General features: G+C 61.7%; 11 protein-coding genes. 9 read left to right on the top strand and 2 right to left on the bottom strand.

From position 1 onward, the window contains the following. Positions 1-26: 26 nt before the first annotated feature. The 5 genes from aroA to Q7V03_RS07630 all read left to right on the top strand — a co-directional run bounded on the left by aroA (position 27) and on the right by Q7V03_RS07630 (position 4,421). A complete protein-coding gene (aroA, locus tag Q7V03_RS07650; RefSeq protein WP_304925012.1) occupies positions 27-1,379 on the top strand; it encodes a 3-phosphoshikimate 1-carboxyvinyltransferase in 1,353 nt (450 codons plus the stop codon). Positions 1,380-1,477: 98 nt separating this feature from the next. Further along, positions 1,478-1,999, top strand: coding sequence for a hypothetical protein (locus Q7V03_RS07645; protein ID WP_304925011.1), 522 nt, complete (start codon positions 1,478-1,480; stop codon positions 1,997-1,999). Positions 2,000-2,137: 138 nt separating this feature from the next. Further along, positions 2,138-2,797: a hypothetical protein gene (locus tag Q7V03_RS07640; RefSeq protein WP_304925010.1), complete on the top strand. Its 660-nt coding sequence runs from the start codon at positions 2,138-2,140 to the stop codon at positions 2,795-2,797. 101 nt (positions 2,798-2,898) lie between these two features. After that, positions 2,899-3,480 carry a d(CMP) kinase gene (locus Q7V03_RS07635; protein ID WP_304925009.1) on the top strand — a complete coding sequence of 194 codons (582 nt, stop codon included), beginning with the start codon at positions 2,899-2,901 and terminating at the stop codon, positions 3,478-3,480. Beyond that, entirely contained in the window at positions 3,477-4,421 is a 945-nt protein-coding gene (locus tag Q7V03_RS07630; protein WP_304925008.1) for a hypothetical protein, read from the top strand. Before Q7V03_RS07635 ends, Q7V03_RS07630 begins: the two co-directional genes overlap by 4 nt. On the opposite strand, the gene Q7V03_RS07625 is transcribed toward Q7V03_RS07630, so the two are convergent. Then, positions 4,418-5,434 (bottom strand): LacI family DNA-binding transcriptional regulator, encoded by a 1,017-nt coding sequence (locus tag Q7V03_RS07625; protein ID WP_304925007.1) that lies wholly within the window; start codon positions 5,432-5,434, stop codon positions 4,418-4,420. The two genes, Q7V03_RS07630 and Q7V03_RS07625, sit on opposite strands and share 4 nt — an antisense overlap. A 149-nt stretch (positions 5,435-5,583) precedes the next feature. Between Q7V03_RS07625 and Q7V03_RS07620 the strand changes: the two genes are divergently transcribed. The 4 genes from Q7V03_RS07620 to Q7V03_RS07605 all read left to right on the top strand — a co-directional run bounded on the left by Q7V03_RS07620 (position 5,584) and on the right by Q7V03_RS07605 (position 9,189). Continuing rightward, the gene (locus Q7V03_RS07620; protein ID WP_304925006.1) at positions 5,584-7,158 is read left to right on the top strand and encodes a sugar ABC transporter ATP-binding protein; all 1,575 of its coding nucleotides are present in this window, start codon (positions 5,584-5,586) and stop codon (positions 7,156-7,158) included. A 13-nt stretch (positions 7,159-7,171) separates the two neighbouring features. Further along, the gene (locus Q7V03_RS07615) at positions 7,172-8,170 is read left to right on the top strand and encodes an ABC transporter permease (protein ID WP_304925005.1); all 999 of its coding nucleotides are present in this window, start codon (positions 7,172-7,174) and stop codon (positions 8,168-8,170) included. A 65-nt stretch (positions 8,171-8,235) separates the two neighbouring features. Further along, on the top strand, positions 8,236-8,568 hold the full coding sequence (locus Q7V03_RS07610; protein WP_304925004.1) for a hypothetical protein: 333 nt from the start codon (positions 8,236-8,238) through the stop codon (positions 8,566-8,568). 9 nt (positions 8,569-8,577) lie between these two features. Next, positions 8,578-9,189 carry a substrate-binding domain-containing protein gene (locus tag Q7V03_RS07605; protein WP_304925003.1) on the top strand — a complete coding sequence of 204 codons (612 nt, stop codon included), beginning with the start codon at positions 8,578-8,580 and terminating at the stop codon, positions 9,187-9,189. Positions 9,190-9,852: 663 nt separating this feature from the next. Here the strand turns inward: Q7V03_RS07605 and Q7V03_RS07600 are convergent. Then, positions 9,853-12,018 (bottom strand): heavy metal translocating P-type ATPase, encoded by a 2,166-nt coding sequence (locus tag Q7V03_RS07600; protein WP_304925002.1) that lies wholly within the window; start codon positions 12,016-12,018, stop codon positions 9,853-9,855.

Raw genomic sequence — 12,018 nt, 5'->3', positions numbered from 1 at the left:
TGCAAATTCCGCGCAGGAGAGTGCCGATGTCCGCCTATGCCACCGCCCAACCGATGACCGCCTCGAAATCTGGGCCACTGAAAGGCACCGCTTCGGTGCCGGGGGACAAGTCGATCAGCCACCGTGCGCTGATTTTTGGCGCGATGGCGGTGGGCGAGACCAAGATCACCGGGCTGCTGGAAGGCCAAGACGTGCTGGATACCGCCAAAGCAATGCGGGCGTTTGGGGCGACAGTTCTGCAGCATGGGCCGGGGGCTTGGTCGGTGCTTGGCGTCGGCGTGGGTGGCTTTCAGGAACCCAGCGATGTGATTGATTGCGGCAACTCGGGCACTGGCGTGCGCTTGATCATGGGGACGATGGCGACGACGCCAATGACCGCGACCTTCACCGGCGATGCGTCTTTGCGCAAGCGGCCAATGGGGCGGGTGACCGATCCGCTCAGCCTGTTCGGCACGCAGGCTTACGGGCGTAAAGGTGGGCGCTTGCCGATGACTGTGGTGGGTGCCGCCAATCCGGTTCCGGTGCGCTATGCGCTTCCGGTGGCTTCGGCGCAGGTGAAATCGGCGGTGCTGTTGGCGGGACTGAACGCGCCGGGGCAGACGGTGGTGATTGAACGCGAACCGACGCGGGATCATTCCGAGCGGATGCTGCTGGGCTTTGGCGCGCAACTGACCGTCGAGAAAACCACCGAGGGCAATGTCATCACTTTGACCGGACAGCCCGAACTGCGCCCGCAAACCGTGGCGGTGCCGCGTGATCCCTCTTCGGCGGCGTTTCCGGTGTGCGCGGCGTTGATCGTCGAAGGTTCGGACATTTTCGTGCCTGGCGTCAGCCAGAACCTGACCCGCAACGGCCTCTATCTGACGTTGGTCGAGATGGGTGCGCAGATTGAGTTTCAAAACCCGCGCACCGAGGGGGGCGAGCCTGTCGCTGATCTGCGGGTGCGCTTCAGTGACAACATGAAGGGCATCGAGGTGCCGCCCGAGCGCGCGCCGTCGATGATTGATGAATATCCGATCCTGTCGGTGGTGGCGGCCTGTTCGACGGGCAAAACGATCATGCGCGGGGTGAAGGAGCTTCGGGTCAAGGAATCCGACCGCATCGACGCGATGGCGCGGGGACTTGAGGCTTGCGGCGTGAAGATCGAGGAAGATGAGGATACTCTCATCGTCTACGGTTTGGGGGCTGGCGGCGTTCCGGGTGGGGCGACCTGTGCGACCCATATTGATCACAGGATTGCGATGTCTTTTCTGGTGCTGGGGATGGCTGCGAAGAACCCGGTTTCGGTTGATGATGCCTCACCCATCGTGACGTCGTTCCCGATCTTTGAGGGCTTGATGACCGGCTTGGGCGCAACTTTGAGCCAGGGCGGGCAGTAGGATTTGGGGGGTCCCAACTCGGGACCTTTTTACATCCCATAAAATCAATAGGTTAGGGTAGTCGATTTAAGGCTTTCTTAACCTTTGATGCAGCATGCTTGACCGAACCGACAGAGCATGATCGCCTTGCCGCAACAATGGCGGGGGGTGGGATGAAATATCTGTATTGGGTTCTGCCGATAGCCACCGCGCTTGCTTACGGCGTTTGGCGATCCTACGCGGCGCAGGTTTATGTCGGGGATCTGCCGCCGTTCGATCTGCATCTTTACAGCCTGGAGCAGGCGCAGACCTATCTTGCCGACCTGCCCCCGGCTGCCAAAGCCACCTACCTTGGCCGACTTCATACCGCCGACTCTGCCTTGATGATCTGCCTTGCGGCGACCTTGATCGCGGCGGTTTGGCGGCGGGGTTGGGTCTGGGCTGTACCCGCCGTGTGCTTTATTGGCTTCGATGTGATCGAGAACAGGGCCGTTGCAAGCTTGCTGGAATTTGGCATCAAAGGCGCGGGCGGCGAAACGGCGCGGCTGATGGTGGTGACGGGGCTGAAATTTGTCTGTCTGGGGCTGGCAGTGGCTTTGGCGCTGTGGAGTCTGTGGCGAAAACAGGACGTGCACGGCTGATGCACGGTGCGGTGGGGTGAAACCCCACCCTACGCCAACGATGGCCTTAGGTCTGGTGGCGCTTGGTTTCGCGGCGGAGTATAGAGGCGCAAAGGCGCGCAGGTGCGGCCTGTTCTTACGCCATAGGAAGGGCATCAGATGGGAACTTTTTATGCAGCCGTCGAGGTGTTCGACCCGGAAGGCCCGGCCAATATGCCAGATGGCGCGGATTATGGCGGCGAGGCGCGGTTTTTTGTGCTGACGGCAGAGGATCTGTCGGAAGCCTTGGCAACCTTGGCAAATTCGATTTCTGTCAATGGCTTGCGGCTGGACCGCGTGCTGCACGCCGGTGCGGTTGAGGCGTTTGAAGATGACATTCTGCCGTTTGAGGTCGACATTGATGACATGGCGGAAACCGCCCAAGGCTCGGGCGAGATTTGTGTCTCGGAAGCGCATCCGTTCGAGCCGGACGAGTCGGATGGCGTGGCCTCGGGCTGTTATGCTGTCTGCATCGACGCGTTTGATATGGAATGGGCCGATGAGGATGAAGGCGAATACGGCGGGCATTATCAGCTGGCGGTGATCAAGGCCGAAACCGCTGCCGCAGCCTTGCAGCAGTTGGTCGAGGATTTTGAGGCCGAGGGCATTGTGATTATCTCGCTGGAAGGCTTGGTGGATGCCAAGGCGTTTCCGTTTGACGCCTATGAATTCCAGTTCGAGGAAGATGATGCGGTGTCGGAAGTGTTGGAGCAGGGCGGCATGATCGTGTCGAACGCCTATGCCTATCCCCCGGAAGCGCCGCGTAAGCTGGACAGCTAGGTTAGGGCGACTTGGGGGCTAGCCCCCCGCTACGAAGTTTCTTCGCTACTTCGTAGCAAACTTCTACGCACCCTCAGGATATTTGAGCACAGAGGATGACCATGCGCTTTACAGTGGCCATTGATGGGCCTGCGGCGGCGGGCAAGGGCACGATTGGGCGGGCCCTGGCGGCGCGGTTTGGCTTTGCGCATCTGGATACCGGGCTGTTGTATCGGGCGGTTGGCGCGTTGGGCGGTGATCCGGTGGTGGCGGCGCGAGGTTTGACGGCGGCAGATTTGGCGCGGGATGATCTGCGCTCGCTTGCGGCGGGGCAGGCGGCGAGTGTGGTGGCGGTGATCCCAGAGGTGCGGGCGGCTTTGGTCGATTTTCAGCGGCGGTTTGCACGGGCGCAGGGTGGTGCCGTGCTGGATGGCCGCGACATTGGCACGGTGATTTGTCCGCAGGCCGAGGTGAAGCTGTATGTCACCGCCAGCGCGGAAGTGCGGGCGCATCGGCGCTGGCTGGAGGTCGGCGGCGATGCGGCGCGGGTGCTGGCGGAAGTGATGGAACGCGATGCGCGGGATATGGGGCGGGCGGAGGCTCCGTTACGGCCAGCCTCTGATGCAGTGGTGATTGATACGTCAGAGTTGCCGATAGAGGCCGCGATCGCGGCGGCGGTGGCGGTGGTCGAGGCGCGGCTGTGACAGCCCAGGTTGTGCTGCATCTCCCTGGCTACATGCTGGCGCGGCTAGAGGCAGGCAACGCACTGCTTTATAGCCGGATTCGCGACAGCATTGTGGCGCGGGGCGGGGTGGTTGATCTGATTGAGGGCTTCGATGGCAAGCGCTATCGCCCGGACGGCAATCTGCATATCGTCGAGAACGGCAGCGGCGAGCGCCTTGGAGTTCTGAACGCAGCGACGGCCTATCTGGAGGGGTTTTTCCACGTCGATCCGGTGGGGATTCAAGCGGCGAGCCGGATTGGCAGCTTGCACTATGATCCGGCGGCGGTTGATGGGGTGGCGGCGGTGGCCCATCTGGGCGCGTTGCAGCAGCGCTTCGCGGTGCCACGACGCTCGCGCTATAAGCAGGTGCGTGCGGTCAGCGATCTGCCGCAGGGCGCGATTGCGGTTTTCCTGCAAGGGCCAGCGCCGCAAAGGAATGGGCAGGCCTATTGCAGCTTTGCGGCGATGGTCGAGGCGGTTTGCGTGGGCGCTGGGGGCCGTCCGGTGCTGGTCAAGCCGCATCCGTTGAAGCCAGAGTTGGGCGCGGAGATCATCGCAGCGGTGCGGACGAAAGGCCATGCGCCGATCGCCACAGATGCCAATGTGCATGACATTCTGGCCGCTTGTGTCGCTACGGTGTCGATCAATTCGGCAACGGCGTTAGAGGGGTTTTTGCACGGCAAACCGGCGGTGCTGTTCGGACGATCTGATTTTGCGGCGTTTGTGCAGACCGCGCAGGCTCCTGCCGGGTTTGAGGCGGCTTTGGCGCGGGCTTTGGCCGATCCGCCCGATTATGCGCGGGCGTTGTATTGGTATTTCGGGCTGAACTGTCTGGATATGACGGCGGACAGTTTCGATGCGCGCCTGTTGGCGATCTTTGCCGAGGCTGGCTTTGATGCGGCGCGGTTGGGGTTGCGTTAGCGACGCGGCGGCGGGCCGACCGAATTGCGTACCACCAGATCAGGGCGCAGCAGGATTTCGGTTTTATCCGGTTGGGTGTCGGACAACAGTTGCAACAGCAATGTCATCGCGTGTTTGCCAATCAGTCCGCGTGGTTGGCGGATCGTGGTCAATGAGGGCTGGATGAACGAGGCCTGCGGCACATCGTCAAACCCGGTCACCGAGAAATCGCGCGGCACGTCGTAGCCGCGCGCGGTCAGGCCGAGCATCACGCCGATGGCGGTCTGGTCGTTGACGCACATGAAGGCGGTGGGCAGGGTGTCACGCAGAAACAATTGATCCACCGCCAGCCGCCCGCTTTCGATGGTGCCATCGCCTTCGATCACCATCCGGGACGCCGCCGGAATCCCTGCGGCGTCCAGACCCGCCTCGCATCCCAGGCGGCGGCGGGAATAGGCGAGGCGGCTGCGATTCTCGCCGATGAAGGCAATTTTGCGGTGGCCTTCCGAGATCAGCAATTCGACCGCCTTGCGCGCGCCTTCCAGATCATCGACGCCAACGTAAGGGATGCCGCCGTTGAACACGGGTTCAAACACGCCCACGGTGGGCGGCAGGCGGGCGGTCATTGACTGGTGGCCAAAAGGTAGAATCCCGGTGAACAGGATCATCCCAGCGGCTTGGTTCGAGCTGAAGAATTTCAGATATTCCATACCGCGCTGGGCGTCATTCTGGGTATGGCCGATCAGCACACCGTAGCCATGCGCGCGGGCTTCGTTTTCTAACCCCACGAGGATGCTGGAAAAGTTGGGATCACCGATGTCGGGGGCCACCACAAGGATCATGTTGGATTTGCCCAAGCGCAGGCTGCGCGCCATGGCGTTCGGGGTGTATCCGGTCAGCGCAATCGCTTGGTTGACCTTCAGCCGGGTCGACACCGCGACCTTTTCGGGCAGATGAATCGCGCGGGACACTGTGGCGATCGACACCTCCGCAATGCGGGCAACGTCTTCGATGGTGGCGGGGGAGTTCGACAAGGGGCGGGCCTTTGATTGCTTGCCCGGATGCTACAGGGTGGCGGGGCAAGGTGCAAAGCGGACGTGGGATTATCAAAATGTAAACCTTTACATGAAAAATGCAAAGGTTTACACCTAAGCGGCGGAGAGGAGCCGCGAGGGGGGAAGTCATGGAGTCAGAGCCTGTCGGCGGTGGCGACATTGTGCTGTCTGCACGCGATCAAAGCGTGTCAGGGGCGCAGGGCGACGTGGTTTTATCCGCGCAGCGGGTCAGCAAATCCTTTGGCGGCGTGCAGGTGCTGTTCAGCGTCGATTTCGACCTGCGGCGGGGGGAGATTCACGCACTGATGGGCGAGAATGGCGCGGGTAAGTCGACTCTGGTGAAAGTGCTATCCGGGTTTGAGCAACCCACCTCGGGCGAAATTCTCTTGGATGGCAAGCCGGTCAAGCTACCGCCGAATGGCGCGGCTGAGGCTTTGGGCATCGTGGTGATCCATCAGGAATTTAACCTTGCGGAACATCTGACTGTCACCGAAAGCCTGTTCTTGGCCCGTGAAGTTGCGCATTTTGGCTTGCTGGACCGCAAATACATGCGGCGCGAGACGCGGCGCGTGCTGGACATGCTCGGCTCGCATATCAGCGAAAACGCAGTGATCGGCTCGCTGACCGTGGCCGACAAGCAGATGGTCGAGATTGCCAAGGCGATCAGCCGCGACGCCCGCATCGTGTTCATGGACGAGCCGACCGCCGTGCTGTCGCGGGGTGAAACCGAGGCTTTGTTCAAGCAGGTGCGCAAGCTGCGTGATCTGGGCACCAGCTTTGTGTTCGTCTCGCACAAGCTGGATGAGGTGACGGAATTGTCCGACCGGGTGACGGTGCTGCGCGACGGCCAATGGGTGAAAACCGCACCGACCGCGCTGCTGGATGGCGAGTCGATTGCCCAGCTGATGGTCGGGCGGGAACTTTCCAGCCTGTATCCGCAGAAGTCAGAGCCAAACGTTGATGAGGCCCGCGTGCTGTCTGTGGTGGGTCTGAACACCGCGCATGTCCGCGATGCACATTTCGATCTGCGTAGGGGCGAGATTTTGGGGTTTTCCGGCATGATCGGCTCGGGTCGCAGCGAGTTGATGGAGGCGATTGCTGGGCTTTATCCACGGGTCTCGGGAGAGGTGCGGATTGGTGATCAACTGATGCCTCCGGGGGATATTCAGGCGACCAAGGCGGCGGGTCTGGCCTATATGACCAAGGATCGCAAATCCAAGGGTCTGCTGCTGGGGTCGGATATGACCAGCAATCTGACGCTGCAATCCTTGGATCAGCATGGCCGCTTTGGCTATCTCAGCCCTGCGAGCGAGCGTAAGGCGCTGGCCCGCGCGCGGCGGCGGTTTGACATTCGGGTGCGCGATGCTTCTGTGGTGGCGGGGCGGATGTCGGGCGGCAACCAGCAAAAGCTGCTGCTGGCCAAGGTGATGGAAATCACCCCAAAAATCCTGATCATCGACGAGCCGACGCGCGGCATCGACGTGGGCACCAAGCAACAGATTTACCATTTCATCGCGGCTTTGGCGCGCGAGGGCTGTTCGATCATCGTGGTGTCGTCGGAAATGCCTGAAATCATTGGCCTTTGCACCCGGATTGTCGTGATGCGGGCGGGGCGGATCGTTGGCGTGCTGGAAGGCGATGAGATTAATGAGCAGGAAATCATGCGCTATTCGGCAGGGTTGAAGCAGAAGGCTGTGGCTTGAGATGGGGGCGAATGTGACAACCGAAGATCAGGCAGAACCGAAGCGGCGCTGGCAGGATGTGGACCTGCGCGCGGTGGCCCCGTTTGTGGCGCTGGCCTTGCTGCTGCTGCTGGGGGCGATGGTAAACTCTAACTTCATCAGCCTGAACAACCTTGCCAATGTCGCCACCCGCAGCGCCTTTATCGCGCTGATCGCGGTGGGGGCGACCTTTGTGATTTCCTCGGGCGATCTGGATTTGTCGGTGGGCTCGATGGTGGCCTTTGTCGCCAGCCTGATGATCTTGTTCATGAATTCTAACGCCATCGCTGATCCCGGCATGATGATCGCCGCCGCGATGCTGCTCGCGCTTGTGGTGGGGGCTTTGTGCGGGCTGGCGAACGGATTGATCACCACAGTCGGCAAGATAGAACCCTTCATCGCCACGCTGGGCACCATGGGCATCTATCGCGGTTTGACCACATGGCTTTCCCAAGGCGGGGCAATCACCCTGCAATCGGCCGAGCAGCAAGACCTGTACCGCCCGGCCTATTTCGGCGTGATCTTGGGCGTGCCAGTGCCGATCATTGTCGTGCTGGCGGTGACTTCAGTGGCCGCCTTTGTGCTCTATCGGATGCGCTATGGCCGTCATGTTGTGGCGGTTGGCTCTAACCCCAATGTCGCGCGCTATTCCGGCATCAAGGTCGACCGCGTCCGCACCACGGCGTTCGTGATCCAAGGCGTCTGCGTTGCCATCGCGGTGATGCTCTATGTGCCGCGCTTGGGCTCAACCTCGGCCACCACAGGGATATTGTGGGAGTTGCAGGCGATCACCGCTGTCGTCATCGGCGGCACCGCTTTGAAAGGTGGCGCAAGCCGGGTCTGGGGCACGATCTGCGGCGCGTTCATTCTGGAACTGGTCGGCAACATCATGCTGCTGTCGAATTTCATTTCCGAATACCTGATCGGCGCGATCCAAGGCGCGATCATCATCATTGCGATGTTGGTGCAACGCTCACTGGTGCGGAAATCCTGAAATTTCGGCCGGGGTTTGGGTCGCCCGGCCGCTTACTGCCAGACCCAACCAAAGGGAGGACTAAAATGCGTAAAGGACTATTGAGCCTTGTGACCGTTGCCGCACTGGCAATGGGCAGCACGGCGGGCTTTGCCGAGGACAAAGCCTATACGATTGGCGTCTCGATCCCCGCAGCCGATCACGGCTGGACTTCGGGCGTGGTGTTCCATGCCAACCGTGTGGCCGAAGTGTTGATGGCGCAGCATCCGGGGCTGACCATCATCGTCAAAACCTCGCCCGATCCGGCATCTCAGGCCAACGCGCTGCAAGATCTTGAAACCCAAGGCATTGACGCGCTGGTCATCCTGCCAAGCGACCCTGATCCGCTGGTCAACTCGATCAAAGAGATCAAATCCTAGGGCACCTTTGTGACCATCGTTGACCGTGCGCCGTCGGTGAATGACGACTCGGTGCGCGATCTGTATATCGCCGGCAACAACTTCTCGCTTGGGGAGACCGCTGGCAACTACATCAAAGCCACCACCCCGGAGGCCGAAGTTGTGGTGATTCGTGGCCTGCCTATTCCGATTGACCAAACCCGTCAGGACGGTTTTGACAAGGCGATTGAAGGTTCGGGCGTGAAAGTGCTGGACCGTCAGTTCGGCAACTGGAACCGCGATGACGCCTTCAAAGTCATGCAGGATTACCTGACCAAATTCCCGAAAATCGACGTGGTTTGGTGCCAGGATGATGACATGGCCGTCGGCGTGTTGCAGGCGATCGAGCAATCGGGCCGCACCGATATTCAATATGTCGTGGCAGGGGCTGGGTCGAAAGACATGATCAAGAAGGTCATGGACGGCGACAAGATGATCCCGGTTGACGTGTTGTATCCGCCAGCGATGGTCGGCACCGCGTTGGAGATGACGGTGGCCAACCTCTACGGCCAAGTGCCGATGCGCGGCACCTTCACCTTGGACGCGACGCTGATCACCAAAGACAACGCCGCCGCTTACTACTTCCCCGACTCGCCGTTCTAAGGCTTGGGTTAACGATGTGCGCCTGCCCATTCGCTTGGGCAGGCGTTTTCCATTTGCACCGCATCCCCGTTCACACCTGCCAAGCAAACCACCCACCGCCCGGAATCAAGGGCGAAGCCCGCCGGGCAGCGCCTGCCGCCCCATCGGGCAGGCGCTTTTGCAGCGTCCCGCGCCGAACTTCTGGAGGGGGAGGCTGATGCATAAAGCGCCTAGAACGGATGTTGCAGCGCCCACCCGGCGGTCAGGCGCTGCCCTCATGTTGGTTCCGTTGCCGTGCATTTGTCGCAGCGCCTACTCCCGAAACTCGAAGTGCTGCGCCACGTTTTGGGGAGGGCGACACGAAAGTGTCACACACACATACTTTTATGCGTACAAGCTCAAACGCCAAAATCAACCGTCGCAAGTTTGGGGTCCCTCCAACGATCTTTTTCAGGGACTTTGGAAAGAGCGGCCTGATAGCTTTTCCAAACCTTTTTCAGATCACCCCGAATTACCTCCCTAGTGGCCTGTTTTTTTCCAGCTTTGATACATTCGACCTTTGTCTGGAGATGCGTCTCGGCCGTGCGAGCGCAAACCAACCTCCCCAACCCTTAACACCTCCCTAACGCCCATCCCTAACCTGTTGAAATCCTCAACACATCCACCCTGTCCTCACGTGGATACTCACCCTCCCTTCCGGGGATCCCGCGCCAGAAGCCGCATCGCGTTCAGGGTGACCAGCACGGTGGCCCCAGTATCGGCCAGCACCGCGATCCAAAGGCCAGTCAGGCCCAGAACCGAGGTCACCAGAAACACGGCTTTCAATCCCAAAGCCACCGCCACATTCTGCCGGATATTGGCCATCGCGGCGCGCGACAGCCGGATCATCGCGGGCAGGTCGGTCAGTTTGTTGCGCAGGATCGCGGCATCGGCGGTCTCCAGCGCCACATCGGTGCCCGCCCCCATTGCCACGCCCACGCTGGCCTGCCGCAAGGCGGGGGCGTCGTTGATGCCGTCACCGACCATCATCACGCCGCCCTCTGCCGCGAGCTTCTGAATGGCGGCGATCTTACCTTCAGGCAGCAGCCCCGCCCGCGCTTGGATGCCCAACCGGGTCGCGACTGCCGTGGCAGAGCCAAGATTATCTCCGGTCAGCATCACCACCTGCAACCCCAGCGCCTTCAACTGCTGCAACGCCTCGGCGGCTTCAGCACGCGGCTCGTCCCGCAGGGCAAGCAGTCCAAGGGCCACGCCGTCCCGGGTGACCTTGACCACCGTTTTGCCGTCCGCCTGAAGCTGGGCGACCGCCGGGTCAGCGGCATCAGCCACGCCGACATGCACCAGCGCGCCGGCGATCATCGCTTCCACCCCCTTACCGGGAAAAGCGCGGGCGTCTTGGTTGGCCAGCAGCGCCAACCCGTCAACCTTGGCTTGCGCGAGGATCGCTTTGGCGAGCGGATGGGTGGAGCCTGCCTCGACCGTGGCGGCCAATTGCAACAATGTGGCCGCAGGGATTCCCTCGGCGGGCAGGGTGTCGGTCAGTACCGGGCGGCCTTCGGTCAGGGTGCCGGTTTTGTCCAGCGCGATGGTGTGCAGATTTGCCATCGCTTCGATCACCGCACCGCCTTTGATCAGCAGGCCGTGCCGCGCCCCGGTGGACAGGGCTGCGGCGACGGCGGCGGGGACCGAGATCACCATCGCGCAGGGGCAGCCGATCAGCAACAGCGCCAGCGCGCGGTAGGTCCAAGTGCCCCAATCCGCGCCGATGGTCAGGGGCGGCAGCAAGGCGACCAACAGCGCCACGCCGACAATGGCGGGCATATACCAGCGGCTGAAACGGTCGATGAAGCGTTCGGTCGGCGCGCGGGCGGCTTCGGCATCGGCGACCATCTGGGCGATGCGGGCGAGGGTGCTGTCGGCGCTGGCCTTCGCCACGCGCACACGCAGCACGGCTTCGGTGTTGATCGTGCCCGCCAGCACGGCGGCCCCCGGCCCTTTGGTCACAGGGATGCTTTCGCCGGTTACCGCACTTTCGTCGATGCTCGAGGTGCCCTCGATGATTTCGCCATCGACCGCCATCCGGTCGCCGGGGCGCACTTGGATGATCTGGCCGGGCCTCAGGGTTTCGGCGGCAACTTCGTGGCTGTGGCCGTCATGCTCCAACAAAGCCGTGGCGGGCACCAGTTTGGCCAAGGCGCGGATGCCGTCGCGGGCCATATTGGTGGCCACACCCTCCAGCAATTCGCCCACCGCGAACAGGAAGACCACCAAGGCGGCTTCCTCGGCGGCGCCGATCAGCAAAGCCCCGGTTGCGGCGATGGTCATCAGCATTTCGATGGTAAACGGCATCCCGGCCCGCAGCGCCGCCAGCGCTTTGCGCGCCACGGACAGCAGGCCGATCAGGCAGGCCAGCGTGAACGCCCAGATGGCATGGTCTGCAAGAAAAGTCCATTTCGCGATCTGACTGGCGGCCAGCAGGATGCCGGTGAAAAACACCAAGCGCGCCTTGGCGGTGTGATACCAGCGTACATCCGTTGCCAGGTCGGCATGGTTGTGGGCGGTATGATCGGCGTGGATATCGGTGCAGTGGGCATCGGTCGGGGCTTCGGGTGCCGCTGCGGCGGGCGCGGTGATGCCATAGCCGAGTGCTTGCACGGCGCGTTCGATCTGATCGGGCGCGGTGGTTTCCGGCGCGAGATTCAGCCGCAGGCGTTCATTCATCAGGGTGATTTCAACGCCGCTGACGCCCGGCAAACGTTCAACCGCGGTCTGGATTTTGCGGGTACAGGCGGCGCAATCCATGCCAGAGATGCGCCACTCGTGTGAGTCGTTGCCGGATAGGTCAGTCAT

Origin of the sequence: Cypionkella sp. (assembly GCF_030652235.1) — a bacterium.
Lineage (GTDB): Bacteria > Pseudomonadota > Alphaproteobacteria > Rhodobacterales > Rhodobacteraceae > Cypionkella.
This window is presented reverse-complemented; position numbering and strand designations above follow the sequence as displayed.

Coding starts and splice junctions, on each gene's coding strand:
- aroA (WP_304925012.1), top strand. CDS start 27: ATGTCCGCCTATGCCACCGCCCAACCGATGACCGCCTCGAAATCTGGG.
- Q7V03_RS07640 (WP_304925010.1), top strand. CDS start 2,138: ATGGGAACTTTTTATGCAGCCGTCGAGGTGTTCGACCCGGAAGGCCCG.
- Q7V03_RS07635 (WP_304925009.1), top strand. CDS start 2,899: ATGCGCTTTACAGTGGCCATTGATGGGCCTGCGGCGGCGGGCAAGGGC.
- Q7V03_RS07620 (WP_304925006.1), top strand. CDS start 5,584: ATGGAGTCAGAGCCTGTCGGCGGTGGCGACATTGTGCTGTCTGCACGC.
- Q7V03_RS07610 (WP_304925004.1), top strand. CDS start 8,236: ATGCGTAAAGGACTATTGAGCCTTGTGACCGTTGCCGCACTGGCAATG.
- Q7V03_RS07600 (WP_304925002.1), bottom strand. CDS start 12,018: ATGACTGACCTATCCGGCAACGACTCACACGAGTGGCGCATCTCTGGC.